26 protein-coding genes and 3 pseudogenes are annotated in these 25360 nt (G+C 41.9%); 19 read left to right on the top strand and 10 right to left on the bottom strand.

The features are described 5' to 3' along the window. The first annotated feature begins 187 nt into the window (after positions 1-187). The 5 genes and pseudogenes from R8O70_RS13415 (at position 188) to def (ending at position 4457) form a co-directional block, all read left to right on the top strand. A complete protein-coding gene (locus tag R8O70_RS13415; RefSeq protein WP_258645146.1) occupies positions 188-730 on the top strand; it encodes an AAA family ATPase in 543 nt (180 codons plus the stop codon). A 107-nt stretch (positions 731-837) separates the two neighbouring features. Beyond that, positions 838-1848 (top strand): annotated as a pseudogene (locus tag R8O70_RS13410) (AGE family epimerase/isomerase); the annotation flags it as partial. Between the two features lie 350 nt (positions 1849-2198). Next, the gene (locus R8O70_RS13405) at positions 2199-2738 is read left to right on the top strand and encodes a tetratricopeptide repeat protein (RefSeq protein ID WP_064354738.1); all 540 of its coding nucleotides are present in this window, start codon (positions 2199-2201) and stop codon (positions 2736-2738) included. A 513-nt stretch (positions 2739-3251) separates the two neighbouring features. Then, positions 3252-3716, top strand: coding sequence for an ABZJ_00895 family protein (locus R8O70_RS13400; protein WP_017635325.1), 465 nt, complete (start codon positions 3252-3254; stop codon positions 3714-3716). A gap of 234 nt (positions 3717-3950) precedes the next feature. Continuing rightward, the gene (gene def / locus R8O70_RS13395; protein ID WP_017635324.1) at positions 3951-4457 is read left to right on the top strand and encodes a peptide deformylase; all 507 of its coding nucleotides are present in this window, start codon (positions 3951-3953) and stop codon (positions 4455-4457) included. Positions 4458-4529: 72 nt separating this feature from the next. On the opposite strand, the gene R8O70_RS13390 is transcribed toward def, so the two are convergent. Beyond that, on the bottom strand, positions 4530-4937 hold the full coding sequence (locus tag R8O70_RS13390; RefSeq protein ID WP_169644070.1) for a helix-turn-helix domain-containing protein: 408 nt from the start codon (positions 4935-4937) through the stop codon (positions 4530-4532). Positions 4938-5021: 84 nt separating this feature from the next. On the opposite strand from R8O70_RS13390, the gene R8O70_RS13385 reads away from it, so the two are divergent. From R8O70_RS13385 to R8O70_RS13370, 4 genes are all read left to right on the top strand, one after another. Further along, positions 5022-5525: a DUF2938 domain-containing protein gene (locus R8O70_RS13385; RefSeq protein WP_025767821.1), complete on the top strand. Its 504-nt coding sequence runs from the start codon at positions 5022-5024 to the stop codon at positions 5523-5525. A gap of 226 nt (positions 5526-5751) precedes the next feature. Beyond that, complete coding sequence (locus R8O70_RS13380; protein ID WP_064354739.1) at positions 5752-6780, top strand: phospholipase A; 1029 nt, start codon at positions 5752-5754, stop codon at positions 6778-6780. A 93-nt stretch (positions 6781-6873) separates the two neighbouring features. Beyond that, on the top strand, positions 6874-7332 hold the full coding sequence (locus R8O70_RS13375; protein WP_005388759.1) for a hypothetical protein: 459 nt from the start codon (positions 6874-6876) through the stop codon (positions 7330-7332). Positions 7333-7660: 328 nt separating this feature from the next. Continuing rightward, positions 7661-8665, top strand: coding sequence for a metal-dependent hydrolase (locus R8O70_RS13370; RefSeq protein ID WP_154204330.1), 1005 nt, complete (start codon positions 7661-7663; stop codon positions 8663-8665). 40 nt (positions 8666-8705) lie between these two features. On the opposite strand, the gene R8O70_RS13365 is transcribed toward R8O70_RS13370, so the two are convergent. The 4 genes from R8O70_RS13365 to R8O70_RS13350 all read right to left on the bottom strand — a co-directional run bounded on the left by R8O70_RS13365 (position 8706) and on the right by R8O70_RS13350 (position 12863). After that, complete coding sequence (locus tag R8O70_RS13365; protein WP_064354741.1) at positions 8706-9098, bottom strand: hypothetical protein; 393 nt, start codon at positions 9096-9098, stop codon at positions 8706-8708. A 492-nt stretch (positions 9099-9590) separates the two neighbouring features. Continuing rightward, on the bottom strand, positions 9591-11351 hold the full coding sequence (locus R8O70_RS13360) for an ABC transporter ATP-binding protein/permease (RefSeq protein ID WP_115386621.1): 1761 nt from the start codon (positions 11349-11351) through the stop codon (positions 9591-9593). 117 nt (positions 11352-11468) lie between these two features. Further along, a complete protein-coding gene (locus R8O70_RS13355; protein WP_258625071.1) occupies positions 11469-11996 on the bottom strand; it encodes a carboxypeptidase-like regulatory domain-containing protein in 528 nt (175 codons plus the stop codon). Positions 11997-12248: 252 nt separating this feature from the next. After that, positions 12249-12863, bottom strand: coding sequence for a PolC-type DNA polymerase III (locus R8O70_RS13350; RefSeq protein WP_169644072.1), 615 nt, complete (start codon positions 12861-12863; stop codon positions 12249-12251). Positions 12864-13219: 356 nt separating this feature from the next. Here R8O70_RS13350 and R8O70_RS13345 point away from each other — a divergent pair, with 356 nt between their 5' ends. From R8O70_RS13345 to R8O70_RS13325, 5 genes are all read left to right on the top strand, one after another. Further along, the gene (locus R8O70_RS13345) at positions 13220-14080 is read left to right on the top strand and encodes an immunity 49 family protein (protein WP_104976121.1); all 861 of its coding nucleotides are present in this window, start codon (positions 13220-13222) and stop codon (positions 14078-14080) included. Positions 14081-14217: 137 nt separating this feature from the next. Continuing rightward, on the top strand, positions 14218-15294 hold the full coding sequence (locus R8O70_RS13340; protein WP_206954146.1) for a threonine aldolase family protein: 1077 nt from the start codon (positions 14218-14220) through the stop codon (positions 15292-15294). Positions 15295-15376: 82 nt separating this feature from the next. Then, entirely contained in the window at positions 15377-15637 is a 261-nt protein-coding gene (locus tag R8O70_RS13335; RefSeq protein WP_005376453.1) for a DUF5062 family protein, read from the top strand. Positions 15638-15861: 224 nt separating this feature from the next. Further along, positions 15862-16356, top strand: coding sequence for a YcxB family protein (locus R8O70_RS13330; protein ID WP_206954144.1), 495 nt, complete (start codon positions 15862-15864; stop codon positions 16354-16356). 346 nt (positions 16357-16702) lie between these two features. After that, positions 16703-16873, top strand: a complete 171-nt coding sequence (locus R8O70_RS13325) for a hypothetical protein (protein ID WP_170960426.1) — start codon at positions 16703-16705, stop codon at positions 16871-16873. Positions 16874-17183: 310 nt separating this feature from the next. Here the strand turns inward: R8O70_RS13325 and R8O70_RS13320 are convergent, their stop codons facing one another. After that, positions 17184-18380 carry a lipase family protein gene (locus R8O70_RS13320; protein WP_104980635.1) on the bottom strand — a complete coding sequence of 399 codons (1197 nt, stop codon included), beginning with the start codon at positions 18378-18380 and terminating at the stop codon, positions 17184-17186. Continuing rightward, the gene (locus R8O70_RS13315; RefSeq protein WP_226082956.1) at positions 18380-18928 is read right to left on the bottom strand and encodes a DUF6795 domain-containing protein; all 549 of its coding nucleotides are present in this window, start codon (positions 18926-18928) and stop codon (positions 18380-18382) included. Before R8O70_RS13315 ends, R8O70_RS13320 begins: the two co-directional genes overlap by 1 nt. A 350-nt stretch (positions 18929-19278) precedes the next feature. On the opposite strand from R8O70_RS13315, the pseudogene R8O70_RS26495 reads away from it, so the two are divergent. After that, positions 19279-19434: pseudogene (locus tag R8O70_RS26495) on the top strand (hypothetical protein); the annotation flags it as partial. A gap of 277 nt (positions 19435-19711) precedes the next feature. Then, a pseudogene (locus R8O70_RS13310) lies at positions 19712-19864 on the top strand (YcxB family protein); the annotation flags it as partial. Positions 19865-19983: 119 nt separating this feature from the next. Here R8O70_RS13310 and R8O70_RS13305 read toward each other — a convergent pair. The 3 genes from R8O70_RS13305 to R8O70_RS13295 all read right to left on the bottom strand — a co-directional run bounded on the left by R8O70_RS13305 (position 19984) and on the right by R8O70_RS13295 (position 22399). After that, a complete protein-coding gene (locus R8O70_RS13305; protein ID WP_196334440.1) occupies positions 19984-20724 on the bottom strand; it encodes a helix-turn-helix domain-containing protein in 741 nt (246 codons plus the stop codon). A gap of 104 nt (positions 20725-20828) precedes the next feature. Beyond that, positions 20829-21290 (bottom strand): carboxymuconolactone decarboxylase family protein, encoded by a 462-nt coding sequence (locus R8O70_RS13300; protein ID WP_005376442.1) that lies wholly within the window; start codon positions 21288-21290, stop codon positions 20829-20831. A gap of 197 nt (positions 21291-21487) precedes the next feature. After that, the gene (locus R8O70_RS13295) at positions 21488-22399 is read right to left on the bottom strand and encodes a DMT family transporter (RefSeq protein ID WP_318184207.1); all 912 of its coding nucleotides are present in this window, start codon (positions 22397-22399) and stop codon (positions 21488-21490) included. A 93-nt stretch (positions 22400-22492) separates the two neighbouring features. On the opposite strand from R8O70_RS13295, the gene R8O70_RS13290 reads away from it, so the two are divergent. From R8O70_RS13290 to R8O70_RS13280, 3 genes are all read left to right on the top strand, one after another. Then, positions 22493-23398, top strand: a complete 906-nt coding sequence (locus R8O70_RS13290; RefSeq protein ID WP_318184206.1) for a LysR family transcriptional regulator — start codon at positions 22493-22495, stop codon at positions 23396-23398. 266 nt (positions 23399-23664) lie between these two features. Then, the gene (locus R8O70_RS13285) at positions 23665-24492 is read left to right on the top strand and encodes an MBL fold metallo-hydrolase (RefSeq protein WP_170890114.1); all 828 of its coding nucleotides are present in this window, start codon (positions 23665-23667) and stop codon (positions 24490-24492) included. Between the two features lie 250 nt (positions 24493-24742). Continuing rightward, the gene (locus tag R8O70_RS13280) at positions 24743-25144 is read left to right on the top strand and encodes a VOC family protein (RefSeq protein WP_005388788.1); all 402 of its coding nucleotides are present in this window, start codon (positions 24743-24745) and stop codon (positions 25142-25144) included. The last annotated feature ends 216 nt before the right edge of the window (positions 25145-25360 follow it).

Genomic DNA, 25360 nt, shown 5'->3' with positions numbered 1-25360 from the left:
ATGAACACGTCGTTTCGGTTCTTACTTTGTAAATCTCTTCACTGCTCAGTTCTATTCCCCAAATTTCCCACTACCGATCCTCGCTTAACGTTAGCGTGCCAAATTCCAATTTCAAACGCCAGATGATGCCCATTTTCTTGGCTGTACACGCATTACTTCACTCAAACAAAAAAATAAGGAAAAGATTTTGAACAAACTCATTGTATTCACTGGTGGTCCCGGTGCAGGAAAAACCTCGGTTATCGAACAACTAAAAACACAAGGCTTTATCTGCGCGCCAGAAACCGGCCGTCAAATAATACAAACGCAGGTTGCCAATCACGGTTCAGCATTACCTTGGAATGACAAACAAGCTTTTCGAGACGAAATGATGAAGGCAGAAGTGAGCAATTACCGAGCTTTCAATGCCCACCAAGGGGACGTGTTTTTTGATCGCAGTATTGTGGACGTATATGGCTACAGCAAGTTGGAACAACTGCCAATCTCGCATGAGCTCATCACGCATTGCCAGACGCTTCGTTATCATTCTCAAGTGTTCATTTTTCCACCTTGGGTATCGATATTCAGCAACGACGAAGAGCGAAAGCAAGATTTTTCTGAAGCGGTGGCTACGTATCAACAGATGGCCAACGCTTATCACAAATTTGGTTATCAATTGATCGAAGTGCCCAAAATGTCAGTCGAAGACAGAGTAGCGTTTATTCTCGGCTCAGTCATCGAACAAGGCTGAAAGATGATTGATGCAAACAAATGAGTAAGGCTATTGTGAGCACGACAACAATATGCGTAAAGGGAGTTATTTATACTGGATAAAATTCAATAACTTAATTGAGTGTTATGTCTTTTAAATATCTTACCTTATTGCTCGCAACGACGAGCATGAGCAGCTTTGCTGATGTAGGCCTGCCTTCGGGGGATGATTGGTTAGACCATGTGACGAATGGCCTAGCCCCATATTGGATGATGGAAAGCGCGCATGGACAACCTGCGGGGAATTTTCCGACTTTTCGTTGTGATAACGGTGTCATTCTCGATCCACAAAAGCCGTGTGGAGAATTAAACAAAGGGTGGATTAGCCCGCACTTCGATCGCGAATACACCCGCATGAAATCGCGCCAAACTTACGCTTATGGCGTGCTTTTTCATCTTACGGGTGACAAGCAAGCATTAGAGCTGGCAAAGAAAGGGGCTTATTACCTGATTGATCATCTACAAGATGAGAAAAACGGCGGCTTTGTGAGCTTTACGCGTAGTGGGAAACCGGGGATGGAGTGGCAACAACGAACTTCTCAAGACCAAGCATACGCCTTAGTGGGTTTGGCGATGTACTACTACTTGACTCAAGATCCAAAGGTCGAACAAGCGCTTATCGACCAGCAAGCGTTTATATTTAAACAATACCGACGAAGCGATGATCGCGGTCTGGCGTGGGTTTTGAAAGACGGTGATGGGGAAAGTGCGAAGCAGCAAGAGCTAGTCGCTCAACTTGACCAGATCAATGGCTATCTGTTGTTAACGGCGCCACTTTTACCAGAACCAGCGCAAGCCAAGTGGAAACAAGATCTGGAGTGGCTGACGCAAGTGATGCTGGATAACTACCACTCCAACAAAGAGCGGCGTTTTTATGGCGCGATACACCACAAAGCGGTAATGATGCCAGATGCGAAACACAATGATTTTGGACACACCATCAAAGCGTATTGGATGACGTATCTCACTGGTCAGTTGTTGGAGAATTCCAATTGGACAGAGTTTGGCTTCAAAGGAATGAAACACACACTTAAACAAGCGCAATACCAGCAAAACTTTGAGCAAGTCAAAGCGCGCTTCTCACCAGAAAGGCAGAGCTATGCTTCTCTTTGATATTATCCGACAAAACGTTAGAGTACTAGCTAATCGAGTACACAATGCAAATCTAGAATCATCTGGCTGCATTTTGATTGTTAATGTGAAGTATTTGAAAGTCGAAAGGGAATATGGGAAAGCTCCTCAACTATCTAGAGTTTCATTAGCAAGTATAATTTCTCAAGAAGACAAGTATAACTTTGATTCGAGTGCTTATGTTCGTGGTCAAATTGCCAATATGTGTGAAGCTAGTGCTAAAGCTCCGATCAATACAAAGTTTCAAATTGTAAGCGGTCAGTATGACGATTCATACTCGACAGCAGTCTTGTTTATCAAATGTACATGGGAATAACATGAGAATTGTTAACGTTTTATTCGTAGTGCTCCTTGTTACGGCATGTAACGATACTACGTCAAAGTTTGAGGCAACTAAAACGACAGAAAGCCTCCTAACTAAGAACCGAGAAGCTCCAGAGCAGTTGTACAGCGAAGCAAATAAATTTTATGAACAAGGTGATGTGCAAGGAGCAAAGTCTTTATTGATCAAAGCTATCGAAGTGGATGATGTTCATAGTAAAGAGCTTTTAGGGGTAATCCTTCTGAAAGAGCCAAAAGTCATGGATGTTAAGCGGGGCTTTTCTTTAATCTCAGAGGCTGCTGATGATGGGTTGGCTAGTGCACAATTTTATTTAGGATCATGTTTGTATGATGATGGCTGTGGTTTACCTGAAAATAAGGTGCTTTCAGCCTATTACTTGACGCAAGCGTTAAATAATGGTGAAGGTGGTGCACAAATGCTACTTGGATTTCTAGATGAAGAAATAGGTGACACTGCGATTGATCAAAAAACATATGCGGTAGAGCTGAATCGCTATATAGAACAACTCAATTAATATTGCGGCTTAATGTTTTATAGGGTTTTAATCTAACCTCAAACAGAGAGTGCTGGACTTCTACAAAGCAGTAGAAGCCACAGCGAATCTGCAACAATAATCGAGTGTGTAATAGAAAATAAAAAGCCGTCAGAACCAACTGGTTTTGACGGCTTTTTATTCTATGACAGGTAGAGGATTCAATTTTCAGCGCGATAGGTCCATGAAAACTTAAGTGAGATTCCAATCACGTCGCATAATCTCACTAGTGTCATTGGAAATAAATGAATTGTTTCTGATACATAGAACGTATTAACATGGTTGCACTAGGCCCATATGAGTAAACTTATTGAATATACAATTTGAGAGAGAGGGTTTAGTTTTAAAAAATAACAGTTAGTTGGAATCTAGGTTAAATGAAAATAAAACTATTTAAAAAGCTACAAGTTGTATTTCTTGTGGTGTTGTTTCTCTAGGTTGTCCAAGCGGAAGCATGATCTAAAACGCTTATTTTATTCAAATAAATGGAAAGAAATGAAAGTGGAATTAAAAAATAACTATTCAGAATCAGAAATAAACCAGCCACCATCGGTACTTCTTGTTACGTCTCTGTTGTGTCTGGCGTCCGTTTGTTGGGCTGCATTGCTGTTGGCCATTGAATATATTGTTGGGATAGAAATGAGTGGTACAGGCTTTCTTAGCACGTTAATCCCAGCCATGAGTGTTGGTTATTACTTCGGCTACAAGACTGGAGATGTAATGCCATCAAAAACAAGATGGTATGCTGTTTTACTGTGGACTTTAGCAAGTTTGGTAGTGTTCTCTCTTATCTTAATGTCGTTAGATATTTCTCCGTTTTATTTATTATCTGAGCTCGGTGGGGTAAGTATTTTTATTGCTATCATAATGCTAATAACGATTGGCATCGCCTACTTAATTTTAAAAAGTGGTGAGAAAATGGCGATTAGAGTATTACTCAAAGCCAAGGAAAGTCAGTAGATAAAATACAACAAACGATTCAATTAGGATCATGACAAGACGCCAGCCATAATGTGCTGGCGTTTTAGTTTCCTGTTTGTAGGATTTTTTGTCTAAAAGGCAAACCCATTTATTGTGTTGTCGTTTGAGTTAATGGTTTATGCCTTGTACGCAAGATAGCTTAGCAGGTTTATGTATCGAGAAACGTGTGTATAATTCGCCACGAATTACGATTTATAGATATGAAAGGTAAGTATGGCAGTCCTCGAAATTCTCTCCATTCCAGACCCAAGGCTTAAAGTAAAAGCAGAAAAAGTCACTGATGTATCGACAGTACAAACGCTGATAGACGATATGCTAGAAACACTTTACGCAACGGGCAATGGTATCGGTTTAGCTTCAACCCAAGTAGGCAGAAAAGAGGCGGTTGTTGTCATCGATATCTCTGACGAACGCAATGATCCTTTAATCTTGGTTAACCCAGAAGTGGTGAGCGGAGAAAACAAAGCACTTGGTCAAGAGGGATGCCTCTCTGTTCCTGAGTACTACGCAGATGTAGAGCGTTACACGTCAGTTGTTGTTTCTGCACTAGACCGTGATGGCAACCCGATTACAATCGAGAGCGATGAGTTCTTGGCGATTGTGATGCAGCACGAAATTGATCACCTATCTGGTAACTTGTTCATTGATTACCTTTCACCGTTAAAGCAAAAAATGGCGATGAAAAAAGTGAAGAAGTACGTAAAAGCGAAAGCTAAGTAATATGAAAGGAAGTAACTCACAACCGCGAGTTACTTCCTTTTAAATCAAGAATAGGAAGGTAGTGAGAGCGGTTTATCTCTGTTTTTGGGGGACATAACGCTTTACGACCTTCATAAGCTTCTGAAATGAAGAACAGTCCATATGTGACTCATGAGGGCAGGTGGCAACATGGTTTAGGCTGTCTCGCACCGCTTTCAAACGTTTTATTTGCTCATCAATCTCAAGTGCCTTTTTCGTTAGTAAGTCACGATCGATATATGGCTTTGAAACTTCTGATTGATTCAACATTTCTGCCATTTCGTTAAGCGATATTCCAGCGATACGCCCCAAACTAATTAAATTGAGTGTATTGAGTACCTCTGATGAATATTGGCGTCTCAATCCATTCCTTCCTATCGAGCGAATTAACCCCAGCTGTTCGTAATACCTGAGCGTTGAAGTCGGCAATCCTGATTTTCTAACCACTTCTGCAATATCCATATTATTCCCCATTGACTTCAAGTTGGCTTTAAGTTGTAGCATGCAACTAAGACCTTAACAAATCAAAAACTTGAGGAGAGAAAAATGCTGCTTTTAATGGGATTGCAAGCTGTGCTAATAGGGATTGGTGCCACTTTGATAATGGATTTATGGGCATGGTTACAAAGGAGAGTGTTTGGTATTCCTTCATTAAACTATGCGTTGGTTGCGCGCTGGGTTTTGTACATGCCCCAAGGAAAGTTTATGCATGCGCCAATTATGGCGTCAGAGGCGATGCCGGGAGAAAAGTCACTTGGCTGGTTTTTGCATTATGCCATCGGCGTTACTTTCGCTTTGGCTCACGTTACTGTTTTTGGTCATCATTGGTTGGTAGAGCCCAGTCTAATGCCCAGCTTAATTACAGGCGTGGTAACGTTGATCTTCCCATTTTTGGTCATTCAACCTTGTCTAGGATTTGGTTTTGCTGCGAGTAAAACCCCAACACCTTGGAAAGCCCGTTTTCTTAGCACATTGGCGCATTTGGGTTATGGTTTGGGTTTATTCATAGCCGGGTTTGCAATCAAAGTTACGAGCCAGTATTTTGCATAGAGAACATGAGCATCATGCAAACGAGTGGTTTTTATCTATGATGCTCAACTCTTGGTTGTTTTTTGCGCTTTGATCATAGTTGACCGATATGTCTAAAGTCTGTTGCATTTATCCAAGACGTAAAGTCGGCGGACATTTAACATTGCCTTAACGTCAGAATGGCAAGCGGTTTACCAAGAAAAACTAAAATTATCTGGTTTGACATAAAGAATATTAAGGGTTTCAGATGGCTTCAAAAGTGGCAGGGATATCAATACTGAGTTTATTGGCAGCGCCAGTTGCGATGGGAGAAACAGCCAGTGCTTATGATTTATGTTTGCTAGACAAAATAAAGCAAAGCAAAGGTGAGGAAACCATAAAGAGCATTCGCGTGCAGTGTGAGCTTGACACAGTAACCAGCACAGTGCCCGCAGATCCAGAAATTGAAGAGCCTGAAGAACTTCAGGAAAGCTTGGTCGACAAGCGTTTGGAATCAGAACGAGAAAACGCGTTCGAACCGTTTAGCCTAGTCGCGCATCGCGTTAACTATATTCTTCCGTTTACGTACAGTGATCGAGTAAATAAACGCGCGTATGCCGACACCAAATACGGCGATGAACTGCGTAAGGAAGAGGCGGAGTTCCAAATCAGTTTTAAAGTACCAATGAACTATGATGACTTGTTGTTTGATGGCGATGGTCTGTTTTTTGGAATGACTCTTAAATCATTTTGGCAGGTATACACGGGTGCAGCATCTCGTCCATTCCGTGAAACCAATTATCGTCCAGAGCTTTTTTACTACACCCCAACTGACTGGATACCACTTGATGGTTCGACTTGGTTAGGTTTTGGTATTGAACATGAGTCTAACGGTCAGAGACAGGAGCTATCGCGCAGTTGGAACCGTGTCTATGCCAACGTAACCTTTGCAAAAGACAATTTTGCGGTTTCTATCCAGCCTTGGTGGCGTATACCTGAAGATGAAAAGACATCGCCTAATGATCCCAAAGGTGATGATAACCCGGATATCGAAGACTATATGGGACACTTTGAGCTATCGAGTGCTTACAAGTGGAATGGTTACGAGTTTACCTTTTTAGGTCGCCAGAACTTTCAAACACATAAGGGTTTTGCAGAACTGGGTGTGTCATTTCCGATTTGGGGCAAAGTTCAGGGGTACGCACAATACTCAGCGGGTTATGGTAAGAGCTTGATCGACTATGATCATAATCAGCAGCGGATTGGTGTTGGTATTGCAATCAACGGTGTTTTGTAGTTTTTCGTAGATGGATAGAAATTAACACTGGCAATTGAAATTTCAATATTTAGAATGCGAGGCTGAAATTGATTTCTAACCTAGAGTGATTTTATGCTTCGTGATTACACCTTCGATTGTCTTGTAACTATGCCTCGCCATGAGCTGGAAGAGTTTAGTGCTCGTATGATCAGTAAAATGGTGCCAGAAGACGTGATGAATGAGCTGTTCACTTTTGATCAAGAAGAAGTGGATAGTGAAGACCGCATGTTGTCTGCACGTCTTGATGCAATGCTACGCATGACAGCAATCGCACTGAGTGAAATTCAACAAGCGTTTGATGACTCAGACAACGCAAAGCAAAATAGCGAGCGAATGACGCGATTGGTGCTTTGGCATTTCTACGCGATCTCATTCCGTTTGGAAGAGGCCATCACGCTAGAAACACACTGTGCTCTAGTGGAAAAACTAATCGAAAATGCACCTTCGGATGTTTTTGCGTGGGTAAAAACATTGACGGAGCTGCTGCACACTTACGCTGAAATCAACGCGAAAGAGAATCCTCAAGACTAAACACCTGTCGTTTATCGTTCAGTAAATTAGAAACAAGGCGAGCCATTTGGTTCGCCTTGTTTTTTCGCGTCAGATAAACCTTCGGGTTTGAAATACCAAACAAGCCTAGACTCAGATTTGTTCGTTCACTAGCGAACGGCGTGATTCCTTCTTACACTAAATCAAGGTGTTTGTTGCTAAACAAGCAAATGCATGACTAAGTCGTGTATTGTTTTCCACTTAAATGCGGATAATTTATGTCGAAGAACCTTCTGGTTTTTAAATTGGAACCGACTATTGAGCGTTCACGCTTTCCAGCTGAGCTTCATCTATCTAAAGGAAGTGAACGATGGATCCGTTAACGCAAGGTTTATTGGGTGCAGCTTTGCCACTGGCCGTGAGCAACAAGCGAAACCTTGCAGTTGTTGGCGTGTTGGGCGTGGTCTCTGGGATGGCTCCGGATTTAGATGTGCTCATCCGTTCTTCAACTGATCCTTTGCTGTATTTGGAATACCATCGCCAATTTACTCACTCGCTCTTGTTTATCCCGTTTGGTAGTTTCATTTGTGCTTTGGTGTTGTATCCATTGTTCGCAAAAAAGCGAGGACTAAGCTTCCGGCAGAGTTGGTTTTACTGCGCGCTTGGTTATAGTACCCATGCGTTATTAGACGCATGCACCAGTTATGGAACACAGCTTCTATGGCCGATAAGCAACACGCGTTATGCTTGGAACACTATTTCGGTAATCGACCCCGCGTTCACACTCCCTATTTTAATATTGCTTTTGTTTGTTGCACTGAAGCGAAGCCCAAACTATGCCCGCATTGCATTTTTATGGTGCCTGGCTTACCTAAGTCTTGGAATGATCCAGCGAGATAGAGCAGAAGTAGCTGGTTGGGAAATCGTCAAAGAGCGACAACACAACGCTATACAATTAAAAGCCAAACCAAGTTTCAGCAATCTTTTGGTTTGGAAACTAATTTATGAAACGGAAGAGAGCTACTATGTAGATGCCGTAAGGGTGGGGCGTTCAATAAAAATTTACCCTGGCGAATCAACTCCAAAGTTAAATATAAAAGAGCAATTTCCGTGGCTAAACCCGCAATCGCAACAAGCAAGAGACATCGAACGTTTCCGTTGGTTTTCAAACGGTTTTGTAGCGACGGATCCGAATAATGAAATGCGAATTGTTGATATGCGTTATTCCATCGTACCAAACCAAATTAATGCGTTATGGGGCATCAATCTATCCCCAAAAGCCAGCGCAGACGCGCACGTTGAATACACTGCTCATCGAGGAAGTACTGCAGAAGATCGCCAAGTTTTCTTCAACATGCTTACGGATTTTGAGTGATGGCTTTACTTTGGATACCGATGCGGTGTCGTAGTAACCATTACGTAGACTGAAAGTCCTTTACTAGGGTCGGCTTGCTAGCGAAGAAAATCTTGCCAAACAGGGACTTGTACTTCCAGCCAAGAGACAAAAGCCGTTTAGCTAAGTTCTTGTTTTCAATGATTGCAACCTCAACACCTTGGTAGTGGTAAGGATTGCTTTTGATATAGTCGATAAATGCAGTAAGCACGCCTTGCCCGCGAACGGAGGGTGCAAAGTTGACTGCTACAATAGAAAAGCGTTGGCTACCTGCTGGGCAACGGACTAAACAGTGCCCAAGAGGATGAGTAATAGTCTCAGAAAATTCAGGAAAAGGGCGAGACTCAAGCTCTTGAGAAAGCGCATCGTATCGCTGACATAGATAAGAAAATAGTTGTTTCGCTTCGCTGTTCATATCGGTGCCGCTTTTGTGTTGCTTGGTTTGAAGGCATTGATGTCTCAAACATTGTAACCATAGATAGCAACACAAAACGCGGTAAACTTTTTCAGTAATGATTTCCTATTTTTGAAACCTGAATTGTTACAAATGAAGTTGATTGGGTTTTATATGGTAGTTGTGAACGAGTATTTCTAGTTGAAGGGAGAATACGCTGGTTACTGGGTTCTTACTGGAATTCCTTTGTTAAAAGGCGAGCTGCTTGGTTTAATGCCGCTCGTTTAACTGCGAGTGGCATCTTTTGTATTTCGTCACCTTGTACAGCGACGATGGGACATGATGTGGGATCTTCTATCCTAGCTCTTCATGGTCTAAATTATCTCATTAACCACTCAGAGCTAGATTCTTAGTCTCGCCAAGGCTCGCTGGACTGACACAAAAACATCGTTAAACTCCTGTTATTAAATTATTTGGTCCGCCTTTGCTTACTTTTGAACGCTTAACTAGGCGTTACTCCAAGTGCTTAAATTGCAATGCCACAAGTCGCTGATACAACTCACAGCTTTGCATTAATGATTGGTGGTTACCGACATCGACTAACTCGCCATTGTCGAGCACCGCAATTTTATCCGCATGTTGGATAGTCGAAAGACGATGAGCAATAATCAGCGTTGTGCGTCCTTTCATTAGAGCTTCAAGTGCTTGTTGAACGTGATGTTCACTTTCACTATCAAGGGCGCTGGTAGCTTCGTCTAGCAGTAAGATTTTTGGATCTTTTAGAATCGCGCGAGCAATCGCAATACGCTGCTTTTGTCCGCCCGATAGCCTAACGCCGCGCTCCCCTAAAAAGCTGTGATAGCCCTCGGGAAGCTTCTCAATAAACTCATGGGCATGGGCTTTTTTCGCGGCTTCGATAACTTGTTCATCCGTGGCTTCTGGATTGCCGTAACGAATATTGTGAAACACATCATGGCTAAACAGCGCTGGTTGTTGAGGTACGAGTGCCATTTGGCGTCGAAGCTCGTTTGGATCGAACTGTCGAATGTCTTCGCCACCAAACAACACTTGCCCCTGTTGTGGGTCATAAAAGCGTTGCAGCAGTTCGAATAGCGTTGTTTTACCTGCACCAGAAGGGCCGACCAACGCCAACACTTTTCCTTGTTCAGCAGTTAGATTTAACTCTTTGATAGCTGGTTGATTTGGGCGAGAAGGGTAGTTGAAACTCACCGAATTAAAGTTAACCTCAGCAGGCATGTCGGCACGGACAGGCAAATGGTTGCTTGGCGCTTTAATATCACTGGCTACTTGAAGGATCTCAATCAGCCGTTCGGTAGCACCTGCGGCTCTTTGCAATTCACCCATGACTTCGGAAATGGTTGCAGTCGATGAGGCAACCATAATGGCATAAAACACAAATGCGGCTAGGTCACCCGCAGACATTTTTCCGTGAATCACATCGCTGCCGCCTACCCAAAGCATGCCTGCAATCGCGCTGAACACAATCACAATAACGCCTGATATCAGGATCGCTCGCTGCTTTACTCTCTGTCTACCTATTTCATAAGCTTTTTCCACCTCGACAGCGAAAGCCGCTCGTTCATGCGACTCTGAGCTAAAACTTTGCACGGTTTTAATATGTTCTATCGCTTCTCCAGCGTAGCTGCCGACATCGGCCATTGAATCCTGACTTTTGCGAGAGAGCGCACGCACGCGTCGTCCATAAAACAAAATTGGTACCAAAACCAAAGGCACAGAAGCAAGCACAATCAGCGTGAGCTTAACGTTGGTAGCGAATAACATAATGATGGCACCAAAACACATCAAAGCGCTACGCATCGCCATCGAGAACGATGAACCAATAATGCTTTGCAGCAATGTGGTATCGGTAGTCAGGCGCGACATTATGTCGCCACTACTGTTAGTCTCAAAATAGCTCGGATGCAGCGTAATCACATGGTTAAACACTGCAAGGCGAATATCCGCACTAACGCGCTCACCTACGGCAGAGACAAGGTAAAAGCGAAAGAAAGTCCCAATGGCAATACACAATGTGACACCGACAATAAACTGAATCGCATTGGTGAGCTCTTGCAATGATTGCTGAGCAAAGCCTTGGTCGATAAGAATGCGCACTCCATAGCCAACGGATAACGTCAAACTTGCTGTCGCGACAAGGGCAACCAAGGCTGCCGCAACCCGCCATTTATAAGGTGCAATAAAGGTGCTGAGTTTAAGAAGAATGCTGAGGTTTTTGTTATTTTTTCTGCTCATGAGTGACTCACAAAGCGTTTTAGGTACCTGGCATAGTAAGCCAGTTTGGTTGGTGAGACCAGCGATCTACCGCGTTCGGATTAGGAAGTTGAGGAGTTTGATAGAGTAAACATTACTCTATCTGTTTACTTTTAAGTAATCACTTAAGTCACATTGACTACTTACGGAATCCCCATAGGATTGAAATTCAAACTTTCTGATGGGGTTGGTGGCTTCGCAGTTTAAATTAGACATATTTACTCTTTCCTTCATACCGATGACATGATGCCTGAAAATTCCTTTCCAAATAACAACCTTTTGATTGGCAACGGTTGTGGTCACTTCTACACTGCATATTGTTTGAAATAGGCCATCGAAAATACTTAGAACTTTGTTCCTTTTTCTGAAAACAGGATCAAACTTGAATTCCCCATTTGTATTCGTGGTGAAGCTACGTTCGAAAGAATGATTTGCTGACCGAATGTTAAGTACTACATTTGCATTCTTTATGGGAGTATCGTTCTTCGTAATACGTCCTTTTATGCTTGGTGTAAACTCTTGAGCTTCCTTACCAAAAAATAAAAAGCCAACAGCAAAAACAGAAATCAGTACGAGTATGAGTAAAGCTGCAAACTGTTCTAAGAACAGAAAAACATTGTTGATCATCGCTTACAAATCAGTAGTCAGTGAATACACCTCGAATTGTTGCGTATTGTCTCGAATGACTATAGCGAGTATCTAAATCGGTGAGACATAATTCACGATTTTTTTAGAAGTTTTGGAGGATAGAGTGACCCAGGCGATCTTTGTTTTGAAAAAGAAGCACTGCGATAGTGACAGATATAACCAATATCGCATGTATATCGAAAATCACTTAAACGTCGAAGAGACTAGAATCAGCTTTTAGTTCGGAGGGTGTTACGCACGGCTTTTGGCGAGTAGCAGGTCGACTTTTCCTTTGGCTGTTTTACTGACCGTTTGCATCAACTGAAAACTTGGTTTTTCGACGCCTGAGTTTTCTATCCCTTCGACCATTAAGAGCCAAAGCTTGGCTGTCATTTGCGCATCGGCTAGTGCACGGTGGAAAACACCGTCGTTGTCGATATTTTTATAGCGAACAAGTTCACCTAGCTTATGTGATGGGGCTTCTTGAATGAGCCGTCTTGCTACCAGTAAGGAGCAAGCAAACTCACCCGAATAACCACAGTTGATTCGTTCAAGCTCTGCATCTAAAAATCGTTTATCGAAGGACGCGTTGTGAGCGACAAGGTTCTCGCCAGCAATGAACTCACTAAATGACGCCATTACCTCTTCGCAGCTTGGTGCCGATCGCAACATATTGTTGGTAATGCCGGTGTAGTTCTCAATGAAAGAACTCACTCTGAAACCGGGATTCATGAGTTGCTGAAAACTATCGACAACCTCGCCATTGACTAACTTTACTGCACCAATTTCTATTGCGCGATCACCTAAAGTAGGAGAGAGACCTGTGGTTTCAAAGTCGAGTACGACCACAGAGTTTGCTTGAGGCATAAAATTTTCCAGCTGAGTAATATTGCGCAAGAGTATTATTGAAAGCGACAGAAAAAGAAAGGCGAACACAATGGTGAATATCTGTCTATCTTTACTCCACAAAGTCAGTGTTCGTCGTCCACTGTTTATGGACAGGCACGTTCTGGCTTACCCATCGCGGCTTGTGCGGTAGCCTTATATTTCAAATGTTTTTCGGCTTTTCGATTCATTTCAATTAAGCATTAACTTTCGATATAAAATACTGATTATAAATTGATTTTATAAATCCACTTCGGCATCATTCACGGCTTGATTTTAAAGATGAATGTCATCACGGCAAAAAATTAGAACAACTTATAATGCGAGGCTAGGGAACGATGGAACAAATGAAAAATCACTATTTAGAGATACCTGAAGAAAGAAAATTGCGTATTTTTCGTGAAGAAGACGAACGTTTCTACAGCTTTTGGGAAAAAATGCTTGATGAAAAGCAGTCCTTTTATCAACAACCTCTCAAAAGAATGAAAGGCGACGCTTGGTATTCGCTTGATGCATTCTTCACTGCTTCAAAATACGGACAACATCAGGCCTCACCAGCTTATATAAAAAGAGCGCTTGAGTTACTGAATAACGTGTACTTGCTGGCCAATCATTCAGACAAAGTGGTTGAATTCTCCGTTGGGCAACGACATTTTTCGGAAGTAGGTAACCGTTCTATTGCAGGGGGAACGATGGATGCTTGGTTGGATGAAATCTGTTTAGCGATGGCCGCGAGAGATTGGCGCTGCGTAGAGCTGATGACCATCATGGATGAGTCGTTAGTGCGTTTAAAAGATCCATTCGATGTTGCGCTAGTCGAGTTCGTTAACGGTGTATTTAGCAATTCATCAGCGTTACCAGAGTTATTGCAAACTGTGATGGAGAAATCCTCCCCGCAATACTTAGAATCAACCAGAGTGCCATATGTACACTCTTTGTTTATTCCATTTGTGAATGTGTTTGTTGCCATTATCGATGGCGATGAGGCACATTATCAAGAGGCACTGAGGGATGCGTTAGAGGCGCATTACCAGTTCTACATGAATGAAGATGTTCGCTATTCGCCAAAAGGAAATGTTTCTCTGAAACTGACTGGTCTTGCTGCATTAGCATACGATAAGTATGGCTGGACGATTCCAGAAGCCGCATATTTACCGAAATGGCTTGTTTACGGTGAGCATGATCTTCGTTCTGCGTAAATCACTCTTAAGTTAAATCTATGTCCAATCGGAGGTTCAGCATGGAAGCATAAGCAGAAAATGCATCGCGAAAATGCAGTTTACGCCTCCGTTTTAACAAGTTACATTGTTGAAACTTTGATTCAAAGGACAGAACAATGAGTGCCCACCTAAAACAGCTTTGTCATACCCATCTCCCTGGTAATAAAGAAGATTCTCCAGCCGAACACTTTGTGAAAATGGCAAAGTGGTGCGAAGAAAACAACGTCAATCACGATGTCTACGGCGAGGGCGAAACGGTTCAGGCCTTCGAGAAAAAGGTTGCCGATCTGCTGGGTTACGAGGCAGGGCTTTTTGTTGTAACAGGGACGATGACGCAGCCAACAGTGCTCGAAATTGTCACAAGACAAAAGCGTAATCCTATTGTCGCTATGCACGCATCTAGCCATATTCCTGTGTATGAAAAACAAGGCTACCAGCTTCAACATCGTTTTAGTATTTTGCCAGTAGGGAACCCTTATCAAACATGGAAGCTTGAGGATCTCACTGCGTGGCCGGATGAAATCGCAGCCGTTCTTTATGAACTCCCGATGAGAGAAATTGGTGGTCAGCTACCTTCATGGTCAGAACTGGAAGAAATCAAAGCGTACTGCGCCGAAAATGACATTCATCTCCACATGGATGGCGCAAGACTTTGGGAAACCGCAGCTTACTATCAGAAAGAATACCGCGAGATCGCCGCTGGTTTTGATACGACCTATGTTTCACTCTACAAAGGCATCAACGGTATGGGCGGCTCTATGCTGCTTGGCTCAAAGTCGTTCATTGAACTGGCTTCAATGTGGATGAAGCGCCAAGGTGGCAACTTGTATCACAGAACACCTTATGTGGTGTCTGCGGCAATGCAGTTTGATGAAAGGTTGGCAAAAATGCCAGCTCTATTTGAACGAACAAAGCAGATCTACAAGATCATTGAAGAGTTCCAATCTTTGGCGGTAAGACCTACTCAGGCTCAAGCAAACATGTTGCATCTTATCCTGCCATTTAGCTGTGAAGAGTTGAAAGAACTCCAACACACGTTTGCCACGGAAAAGGGCATTTGGTTTGGTAACCCGCAAGTCACGGCACATCCAAATCAATCGATTGTTGAATGGTATGTTGGTGACTACCTGCTCAATCTTGGTGATGACGAATTAAGGTCGTTTTTCAATCAGTTACTCGGTAATAAGGCATAAACTTATCAATATGCGAGCTTACTAACACGCCATACGTGGCACTTCATGTATTCTTAATTGAAGCGAAGAAGAGGATTTATCAATGTCAAAAAGCTCCAAGCTTCACAATGAAGACAAACTGGTTAAGAAGGCACTAGAGATTGGTGGGAAGATGGCGAAGCTACAAGGTTTTGACCTTCCTCAGTCACCACAACCTCTAAGAGTAAAAGCGATTTACCTATTCTTGGTCGATGCAAAACAGATCACGCCATTGCCGGAAAGCAAGCTAGACGGCGCAAGCATCAAACACCGACTGGCAGTATGGATACACAGTGCGTTGCCAGACAACGACCCTCTAAAGTAGAAAACCTCAACAAGTCACACAGGTTGTTAATTAGCAAGGCGAGCCAAATGGTTCGCCTTGTTTGATCTTGGCGAGAGCACCGAGGTCTTTTTGCGTGGCGGTATCATTGATTTACAAAACAGAATCAAAAGGACTAAAGATAAATCCCGAGAAGCGCTACAATGCATGCGTTGCGAGAGTGCAACCAAGAATACTCATTTATAGAAGCCTTGAAGTAACCATACATGTCTAAAGATTTCGAATTCACTACAGAATACACACTCGACAAGCCATTTTTTGCTGAGTGTTATGATCAAACTAGCCAGCCAACGAAGTTCCCACAAGCGTACCTAAAAGGGATGCTGTTTCTTATCTTTGGTGTGGTTTTATTGGAGTTTGAACTGCTACCTAACGGTTACGTCGGTTGGTTCTTTATCGTATTGAGTGTGATTGAAGCGTGCAGCGTTTACTTCAAAAGAACTTGGTGGCTGTGGCGTCAAACCATCAGCTCAAGCCGCGGCAGTAAAGTGGTGTTTGAAGTGAATGCAGATGGCGTACGCTACAAAAGCGGTAAAGTTGACCGCCGCCTCGCTTGGAATGATATCGACCAACTCGAACAAACTGATTTGGGCTTTATCCTTCACCTTGGTAAACAACGCCAATACATCAGCAAATCTTGCTTAAATGAAGAAGCGATCACGTTTATGGTAGAGCGGCACGCGGCATCAAAAGCGAGCTAACAAAAAAAAGCGAGTCCGTGGGTTTGCTTTTTTGATCTTAGGGTTTGATGCTTATGGGGTAGCTCTGATTCAGACTCAAAATCTGAACCACTACACTCGGTGTTTCTGGTTGCGTCTTTCCAGTATATGGACTCCTTAAGTGTGCTGCGGAGTTAGTGTGTAAACTGAACCAAAAAAGTGACAATGAGATAGTTTATTGTGAGCCTACAGTGATGACGCCAACTTCTAGAGCATTTTTGCTCGATTACTATGTTCGGCAAAGGTTTGACATTCGTTAGTTTGTTGGATTTTCCCTAATAAAGTTCATGTGGCCAGTGTTGGACTTATGCGTCTAAAGGTAACTTCTATGCGGAAGAAACTTATTCGATTTGAGGGGGCTATCCATGGGATTGCGATTCGAGCCCCATGGGAGGCGTTCGAAGTTTTAGGGAAAGTAGCCTATGAGAATGGAGTGTACAGCGAGAATCGAACCTACATCATCATCAGCTTGGAAGGGGGCGCAGTTCGGGTTTTGTAAGAGATATTTCCCATTAAATCTATTTAATGTCAATTGTTTAAGTTACTTTCCCAACAGAAATCCAAAAACAGTTGAAACTGTAAACCTACATTTTGGCTCCTAATCACGAATTTGAAAATAGTGAAAAATTCATTATTTTCAAATTCGTTTTGATAAATCGCGCCCCGATTTGGTTAGAAAGTTTCATCTAAAAAGTGCTTAATAAGAATCCCATTTAGCGGCGTTATGTCAATGTCACCAGTTAACTTATGAGGTGATGAGTTCACCTCTAACTAAGCAATCACGTTACTATGTCATTGCAATGGTTAGGTTAACTTAGCAACGATATCGCTTGTTTAGATACTCTGACTAGTCGTCCAATGGTTCTTTCGAAAACCCATCTAATGAATCGGGCGGATAGATCCTCAATGATGGTCCCATAGTGACCGGCAAAAACAAGCATATGGCCTAATAAGCCTTTTAGTTGCTCTTCATTGCGCTTAGATGATTTAGCAACGGCTTCTAGCTTTCTTGAAAGCCAATCATAAAAGGTCAAGCCAGCAATCACGCCTGCTTGAATCGTTACCGTTGACAAAAGAGCCACATCTTTCAAATAGGTGATAAGTGCGCCCTGTATTCTATCGGCCCAATACTCCGAAAAAGAAGCTTGATTTCGTTGCTCATACTTTAGACGGATAGGGGTAAATAAGTGGTCATTCGATTTCCTCTTCAACGCTCCCCAAGAATCCGAGGAAGCAGTGTTTAAGTAACCCGGATTTTTGTTTCTTGCCATCAAATGGGCTGATATGCTTAATCCAGTGCCAGAGTCCAAGCGGTACTCGCCTGTTGAGATTGGAGCATGAATAAATGGCCAAAGCGGTATTTTTGGTACAGGATCAGCACCATGCGTACATCGATAAACACCATCGTTTAGCTTTTCCGATGAGCGTGCGTATGCTTCCAGACCAACTCTAGGAGCGCCAAAGGTGTATAAGGTGGTTCTGACCTTCATCTCACTACGCACCCAATCAGCGCAAAGTGATGCGAGCGCTCCACCTAAGCTGTGCCCAACGCAATGTATACGTTTTGGTTTAGGGTTCATCTGCATAATATACTGCTTCAACTTGGGGCTAAGACTTTGAAAACAATTGTTGAAACCAGCATGAGCGGGCGAACCGTTTGGTGATCCTTTCACCCCTATATTCGCATTTGTGATCCAATCATTAGCATTTTGTGTTCCTCGAATTGAAATGACAATTTCATTCTCAAATGTAGAACCTTTACCAGTGCCAACCACTGCAAACGCCTCTGAAGTTCTCATCAAGCCAGGGATAACTTTACGCAATACCGGTACATTGGATAAACCCGCTACACCGCCTGTAAAACCATCAAATACATCATTTTCAGAAAAAGAAAAGTGATTTGAAAAACTGTTTTTGCCCGGCATGATAAAACGGCCATTATTTTCATAAGCTTTGTAAGGAATATCCGCTATTTCTGAAGCCATTTTTGGTGTTAACTTTGCCATTACGTGTCCTTATTTAGTAATATTTTTTCAGAAAATCCTTTCAAATCACACCTACTAATAATTTCAAGATCGAGGCCATTCTCAACAAATTTATTTTTAAAAAAGTAACGATATTCGTCCGAATTAATCTCACAACTTAAATCAAGAAGATTATCTGAAATAAATTCATAGGGTTTCACGTCAGAAAAGCGAGCCTCTAGTAAGTAGTATTTTTTGCCATCTACAAAAATGTAAATACCAATGTAGCTAGAGGATTCATGAAGGGCAGGTTCTTTAAACGTCTGATAGTGGTATGTAGGTTCGAAATGAAAATAACCATTTTCTGACGTAATTGTCTCGGTGATATAACGGTTTTTAGAAAAAGCCGTGTGTAGATAAACTACCTCGCTAGTAAACGATTTCCCGTCTAAGTATAAGCGACCAGTGATCTCTGAGCTAAGTATGTATTGAAACTTTTTTGATTTGAAGAAATTAAACATATCTGCGTTACAACCTGTTGAGAGCAATAATATTGTGGCACTCATAAGGGAAACCAGTATTTTAGTCATTTGTTTACCAATATTGTACGTAGGTCAACCCATATCCACGCGTGAGACGATACTATGTCCTAATGCTCTCAAGTGCTAGCCTAGGACCGCCCCAATTCTCAAAAATAAGTCATGTCAAAGCTTATATCTAGGCATACTTTAAAAAATAATGTAAATGACATGTCTATTACTTTCATGGGTTAAACATAAGTAGACTCCCTCTGGCAAAAAATACCGAGCTATTCGTTAAAGTACTTATCCACGTCCATTTCGTAAGCTTGCATACTCATTGTCTCATTCTGAATTCTTATCATGAAGATCAGTTAACAATAGCCACCGCGCAGATGGTTGTTTTTTATAACCGATAAAACATGGCGCCATCTCAACTTTTTCAGCACCATTGCTATATCACAGCGAAAATACCTCGAGTTCACTATAAAGCTCATCGATGTGCCTGGGCAGGTTGGAGTGGTGTCAAAGATGAGCTTCCGAAAGCGAATGTTACTCTCGACTGGTTCCATGTAGTGCATTTATTTACACGAGCTGTTGATGACGCTCGAAAACAATGGCACGCAAAAAGCTCTTCGTTGGGTGGTGTTAAAGGATGTTGAGAGTCCGATGACAGATAAGCAAGCACAAGCTTTAGTTGACTAGAGCCAGTAAGAAAAGTCCTAACAACCTTAGAAAAGCACCCAGAGAGAATACTTCCACGTTGGAGCTCGACCTATGCTAATACTGAGAATTTTGACTGACCGAGGCACTGAATACTGTGGCCGTGTTGAACAGCATGATTACCAACTCTACCTAGCTATCAATGATATCGACCAACTCGAACAAACTGATTTGGGCTTTATCCTTCACCTTGGTAAACAACGCCAATACATCAGCAAATCTTGCTTAAACGAAGAAGTGATCGCGTTTATGGTAGAGCAGCACGCAGCATCAAAAGCGAGCTAACCAACTCACATCAAGCTGGAATGAGCGATCGAAAAAGTAGGTGATATATGATCGAACTTTGTAGCAAGTATATCGTCGATTCTGAATCAATTGGGTTTGATGTAGAAAGCTAATAAGGCTTAGAGGTTTCTCTTTCGGACATACTGCTTCGGTGTCATGCGCGCAATCTGCTTACACTCTCTAGTCATGTGTGCTTGATCGGAAAAACCTTGCTCCAGCGCCAATTCCGATAAAGTAAGATCGGGTTGCGCTCGGAGTTGCTCTAAAGTGTGCTTCACTCGTTTAATGCGTTGGTAATGTTTAGGAGTAATCCCCAACCATTTCTGAAAATTGCGCTCTCTCTGGCGCTGACTGATGGTCCCTGTAGGTTGTTCAATAATGTGGCCGACATACTGCGGTTCATATTCCTCAATCAGTGTTTGAACCCAGCGATATAACGTAGAAATCCTTGCATATGGCGAACGCGCTGTTTGCAGAGACTCAAATGTTGCTAGTGCAGAAGAAGCCAAAGGGTGGTCGTCTTGAATCCGCAATAGCTGTTCTAGACGTTTACCAAATAGTTGATAACCAACAGCAGGATGAAAGCGTACGCCAGTCATCACCGTGCCTGGCGGTATGCAGACTTGATGTGCCAGAATGCTCACAGGTAGTAGGACAACCCCTGGCGTTTGCCACTCACCATCCATTTGTACATCATTCTGTAAAATGAATACCACACCTGTACCAGCATCACTGAGTAATTGTTTACGTACGGTTTGCGTCGTATCAGGTTTGACGGATGCTGACCAAATGGCTTGAACATAGCCAGCTAAAGCCTTTTGAGGTTTTAAAATATCAAATTCTAAGTTCAAATGAATCATCCTATTTAACCTCAACTTAAATGAGAAAGTGATACACATGTACTTTTCATCTTATTAAGCTGAGGTATAAGCAGTGGCTTACAAGTAAGAACCGTCAAATAGAATTATCGAGGTTTATAGACTCCAACCTTTGGCTTAAATGCCTTAACTATTCGGTTCCAACTGTTGATCGCGTTGATCGCAATTGTTAGGTTGACCATAGCTTCTTCTCCAAAGGTATTCAAGGTCAGCTGATAGGTATCATCATCTACTGGTAGGCCAGCAGTTAGTAATTCAGCCCAGCCAAGCGCAACGTGTTCTGCATCGCTGTAGAATGGCATATCTTTCCATGCACTAAGCCCCCATATGCGTTCCGGCTTTTCACCTAACTTAAGCGCATCTTTACTATGCATGTCGATACAAAATGCACATTGATTGATTTGCGATATGCGTAACTTAACCAGTTCCCATATGATCATGTTCATAGTTTCTGATTGGCTAAATTGTTCATGGAAGTAAGCTTCCTGAGCGTATAGGATTTCTATTGCTTTTGGCGCTACTTCAATATAGTTGAGTCGTTTTTTCATGGTCATTCTCCTCTGTTTTTTACATAGTAAAAAACGCTCTTAGCAAAAGATTGAAGATTTTCGACATGCACTCAATAAAGTTAGATAAAAGAGTGAACGACGAAAGCGAAAAAATGTACCTATTGGAAACCAAGAAAACTTATGCCAATTAACAAAGTATTGCTCTAAATAATGCGACTTAAGGTTGGCGTCTATTTTTACTCCACCACCTTCCGTAAACGAGCAAAAGGTGCTGAGTTACCTATATACACACCAGCCGCAACGATAAAGACGCCTAAAACATTTTCCCATTGAGCCTGCTCACCAGAAATGAACGAAATCAGTAGAGTGAATAGCGGCATAATATTAAATAATGGAGACATTTTATCTGGACCAAGAACGATAGCACCTTTCATCCAAAAGTAATAAGCGATCAAAGTGCCAAACAGGCTCATGTACGCTATTAGTGATAGGTCTTTAAATGTTATGGCATTTAAGCTACGGCTAAAGTCGCCGTGGTACATCGCTATAGCGACCATTTGAATGGCACCAATACTTAACACCCAACGTAACTGCTGAGTTACTGGGATATGAGATGTTAAACGCTTCGCTAGAATTGTGTATAAACACCCACTAATTAAAGCAAATAACATGTATAGATCACCAATATTACTATTGCTGCTAATAGAATGAATATTTCCCCCTGTAATGACGATTACCACTCCACAAAAACTGATTAGTGCACCTAAAATAGTTTTAACCGAAATGGAAGTTTTGAGAATAAAGCCCGACAACAAGATAGTGACAAGTGGTAGATTTGCCTGAACAACCGCTGCGTTAACTGGGGTAGTAAAGCTCATTGCAGAGAAAATAGAGAAGTTTTGGATAGTTACACCCACGGTTGCTATAACAAACAACGACAACATACTTTTTCGTGTGAGCTTAGCTCCATATGGAGAGCGTTTAGTTCCTCTTATCAGTAAGAGTATTAAAGCTGCAACGGAAAATCGTAACGTCGCTGAATCCAAAGGAGAGACATCGCTATTAATAGCTTTTATTACGTTAAAGTTACTAGACCAAAAAAAGATAGCGACAACAACACCGCACCAAATTGATAAATGCTTAGACATAGATCTTCCTGATAAAAATTAACTTGACGCGATAATGCTATATATTTCATATTTGATTTTTAATAGCCAAATTTAAGAGGGTTAATCCCAAATATGGAATGTCACTCTTTGGATGACCTTTTGTTATTCGTTTCTGTTGCTCGCTATCAAAGCCTAACACAAGCATCTGAGCGTCTTAATGTCCCGTTAGCCACGCTAAGCCGGAAGTTAAAAAGGCTGGAAATAAACTTAAATTGCAGACTATTTAACCGCAGTGCACACCACTTTGCGTTAACAACTGATGGCGAAAAATATTATCAACTCTGTGAGCCGTTACTTCTTAGCTTAAATAATGTGACATCGAGAATTGCGACTGAGCGTCAGTCTTTAAGCGGAACGGTCAAAATATCAGCGCCAATTAACATGACACAGATGTGGTTAAAGCGGTGCGTTTATGAATTTGCAGAGCAACATCCGAAGATATGTATCGATTTAGATGTACAGAATGAAAAAATCAATCTTGTATCTAACCGTGTCGATGTTAGTTTTCGTCTTGGTGATCTTATTGAACAAGACTGGATTGCTCAGAAATTATGGTCGATTCCATTTGCGCTTTGTGCATCACGAAGCTATTTAGAACAACACCAACCGATTACCCATCCTGAACAACTTGTGCATCATCGCCTAATTACGGTAAACAACGACAGCCAATGGAAATTAGTTAATCAAATCACCAATGAAACATTTGATCATCCGCTAAAGTTTCAATTCACTTCAAATGATGTACTACTAGTTAGAGACGCTGTCATCCATGGTTTAGGAATTGCGTGGATTCCAACCTATTACTTTCATGAGCTAAATCTTGATCAACATAACCTGCTGCCTTTGTTGCCAGAATGGCAATGCTCGGGTAAAGAAGTATTCATTATGTATCGAGACCGCGATAAAAGGCCTGCAAGAGTTGATGCATTTATTGAACATGTCTTAAATTGGAAAAATCGCATTCAAATGTTTGCTTGAAAGAGGTTTATCACATTGTGCTGTGCCGGTAACCTCAATTGAAGCTTCATGACTCTGCTTCAATTGAGTTCATTTATTTAACCTCTAAAAGAATCATGAATACATAGGCAGTTAATGGGATTCGAGTTTACCAGTGATTCGGTCAGCTAAAACTCAAGCTAAGTAGAAAGTATTTGCAGTTGTATTTGCCTCTGAAAATCGTTTAGAGCTTTCTCATCCGCGAGGTTCTATAAGAAATTATTAAGGATATATTTGTGTGTGATTTCGTGAAAAAAATTATTGTAGGTTTACTTTTAAGTGCTTCGTCTTTTGTTTCCTTAAGTCAATATGTTCCAGCAATGAATGATAAGAACGGTTATGTAGAACCATTTCAAATGTTTGATAATGTCTATTATGTAGGAGACAAGTGGGTCTCATCATATGCCATTGCTACAGACGACGGACTCGTTATCATTGATACGCTTGACTTCCCTTACTCTGAGTGGATACCTATCAACCTAGAGAAGCTAGGGCTAAAAGATAAGCCAATAACGCACATATTGGTAACTCATGGGCATTCTGACCACGTTGGAGGCGCCCAGTTACTTCAAGAGAAGTATGGTTCCAAAGTCGTGATGACCAAAAGCGCTCATGAACTATCTATACAGCAATCAAACAAAAGCGAAGGTGAGAACAAGTTCCTTCCTCCAAATTTAGACATAGAGATAAAAAGCGATAGCTCTATGGTTATTGGTGGACATGAGTTTAAGTTCTATCTCACACCTGGCCACACGGAAGGTGATTATTCCTTAGACTTCACTGTTGAAGATAATGGCGAACAATATCGTGCTTTTATCGTTGGTGGGCATAGCGTAAGTAGCAATGATCCAGAAGTTATTGGCCAGTTCCTGACTAGCATGGAGAAAATTAGAAAAATTTCACTACAGGCACCTATTGTGAACGTTAACCTTTCGAACCATCCACATAAAAATTTCCTTTTTGAAAATAGGAAGAAGCTCGGCACAAGCGGTAACCCGTTTATCAGTGAGGCAAACTTCTTCATGTTCCTTAAGCAACAAGAAGATTTAGCTAAGGGAAAACTAGAAGAACTATAATACCGTGGTATACAAGCAGCCTTCTTTATTAGGTTAGAGATTTGCTCTTGAGTTATAGCTAAGGCTTTAATAAGTTGCTCAATCAAGATTCGACACTTGTGGTAGCTATATTATTAGTAGGTTCTAGTGACAAAGGCGCTGTGCGTAAACATTCGTATTGTGTGCCTTACACATTTGCAAGGCGTTATGTGCTTTCTAGAAAAGTCTCAAAATAGCGTACAATTAGCGTTTTGACACAGCGGAAATCATCATGGCCAAAACTGTTCAGCAGCAAATCGGAAACATTGCTCTAGTCGTTGAAAATTACGACGATGCTATCGAATTCTATACTCAAAAACTTCAATTCACTCTGGTTGAAGATACCAACCTAGGTGGTGGTAAACGCTGGGTTCAAGTTTCTCCTCCAAACTCCAATGGTACAAACCTACTTTTAGCTCAAGCGAGTACACCGGAGCAAACGCATGCAGTAGGAAATCAAACAGGTGGTCGTGTTTTCCTGTTTCTGCAAACTAATGATTTTTGGCGTGACTACGAGTTGATGAAGAAAAATGGTGTTGTATTTAATGAAGAGCCTCGTGTGGAAGAATACGGGACAGTGGTGGTGTTCCAAGATCTCTATGGTAATAAATGGGACTTACTGCAACTGAACTAGAAACTACATAGCACCTGCATAGCATAGTGTTCATGAGGAGTTTCCAACAAGCCTTTAAGGCTCTGAGATATTAGTGCTAATTCAAAGGTTCTCAGAAGTTACTGTATTTCTAAATCACTTTTGTGCAAACAATAACTAGCCATCATTCCTTCTCGATGTATCAACAAGTGTTAGGGCGGCACACCAAAAACAAAAAGGCGAACCAAACGGTTCGCC

It is taken from the genome of Vibrio sp. 779(2023), from assembly GCF_033344285.1.
Taxonomy (GTDB): Bacteria; Pseudomonadota; Gammaproteobacteria; order Enterobacterales; family Vibrionaceae; genus Vibrio; species Vibrio alginolyticus.
Note: the sequence above shows the minus strand (reverse complement) of the source record. Positions and strands in the feature narration are given on the sequence as shown.

Excerpts from the sequence above, each read along its gene's own strand:
- R8O70_RS13290 (WP_318184206.1), top strand. The coding sequence starts at position 22,493 with ATGGAATGTCACTCTTTGGATGACCTTTTGTTATTCGTTTCTGTTGCT.
- R8O70_RS13355 (WP_258625071.1), bottom strand. The coding sequence starts at position 11,996 with ATGATCAACAATGTTTTTCTGTTCTTAGAACAGTTTGCAGCTTTACTC.
- R8O70_RS13390 (WP_169644070.1), bottom strand. The coding sequence starts at position 4,937 with ATGGATATTGCAGAAGTGGTTAGAAAATCAGGATTGCCGACTTCAACG.
- R8O70_RS13320 (WP_104980635.1), bottom strand. The coding sequence starts at position 18,380 with ATGGCAAAGTTAACACCAAAAATGGCTTCAGAAATAGCGGATATTCCT.
- def (WP_017635324.1), top strand. The coding sequence starts at position 3,951 with ATGGCAGTCCTCGAAATTCTCTCCATTCCAGACCCAAGGCTTAAAGTA.
- R8O70_RS13295 (WP_318184207.1), bottom strand. The coding sequence starts at position 22,399 with ATGTCTAAGCATTTATCAATTTGGTGCGGTGTTGTTGTCGCTATCTTT.
- R8O70_RS13365 (WP_064354741.1), bottom strand. The coding sequence starts at position 9,098 with ATGAACAGCGAAGCGAAACAACTATTTTCTTATCTATGTCAGCGATAC.
- R8O70_RS13340 (WP_206954146.1), top strand. The coding sequence starts at position 14,218 with ATGAGTGCCCACCTAAAACAGCTTTGTCATACCCATCTCCCTGGTAAT.
- R8O70_RS13375 (WP_005388759.1), top strand. The coding sequence starts at position 6,874 with ATGCTTCGTGATTACACCTTCGATTGTCTTGTAACTATGCCTCGCCAT.
- R8O70_RS13405 (WP_064354738.1), top strand. The coding sequence starts at position 2,199 with ATGAGAATTGTTAACGTTTTATTCGTAGTGCTCCTTGTTACGGCATGT.
- R8O70_RS13315 (WP_226082956.1), bottom strand. The coding sequence starts at position 18,928 with ATGACTAAAATACTGGTTTCCCTTATGAGTGCCACAATATTATTGCTC.
- R8O70_RS13325 (WP_170960426.1), top strand. The coding sequence starts at position 16,703 with ATGCGGAAGAAACTTATTCGATTTGAGGGGGCTATCCATGGGATTGCG.
- R8O70_RS13305 (WP_196334440.1), bottom strand. The coding sequence starts at position 20,724 with ATGATTCATTTGAACTTAGAATTTGATATTTTAAAACCTCAAAAGGCT.
- R8O70_RS13335 (WP_005376453.1), top strand. The coding sequence starts at position 15,377 with ATGTCAAAAAGCTCCAAGCTTCACAATGAAGACAAACTGGTTAAGAAG.
- R8O70_RS13400 (WP_017635325.1), top strand. The coding sequence starts at position 3,252 with ATGAAAGTGGAATTAAAAAATAACTATTCAGAATCAGAAATAAACCAG.
- R8O70_RS13280 (WP_005388788.1), top strand. The coding sequence starts at position 24,743 with ATGGCCAAAACTGTTCAGCAGCAAATCGGAAACATTGCTCTAGTCGTT.
- R8O70_RS13345 (WP_104976121.1), top strand. The coding sequence starts at position 13,220 with ATGGAACAAATGAAAAATCACTATTTAGAGATACCTGAAGAAAGAAAA.
- R8O70_RS13300 (WP_005376442.1), bottom strand. The coding sequence starts at position 21,290 with ATGAAAAAACGACTCAACTATATTGAAGTAGCGCCAAAAGCAATAGAA.
- R8O70_RS13330 (WP_206954144.1), top strand. The coding sequence starts at position 15,862 with ATGTCTAAAGATTTCGAATTCACTACAGAATACACACTCGACAAGCCA.
- R8O70_RS13385 (WP_025767821.1), top strand. The coding sequence starts at position 5,022 with ATGCTGCTTTTAATGGGATTGCAAGCTGTGCTAATAGGGATTGGTGCC.
- R8O70_RS13350 (WP_169644072.1), bottom strand. The coding sequence starts at position 12,863 with ATGCCTCAAGCAAACTCTGTGGTCGTACTCGACTTTGAAACCACAGGT.
- R8O70_RS13380 (WP_064354739.1), top strand. The coding sequence starts at position 5,752 with ATGGCTTCAAAAGTGGCAGGGATATCAATACTGAGTTTATTGGCAGCG.
- R8O70_RS13370 (WP_154204330.1), top strand. The coding sequence starts at position 7,661 with ATGGATCCGTTAACGCAAGGTTTATTGGGTGCAGCTTTGCCACTGGCC.
- R8O70_RS13360 (WP_115386621.1), bottom strand. The coding sequence starts at position 11,351 with ATGAGCAGAAAAAATAACAAAAACCTCAGCATTCTTCTTAAACTCAGC.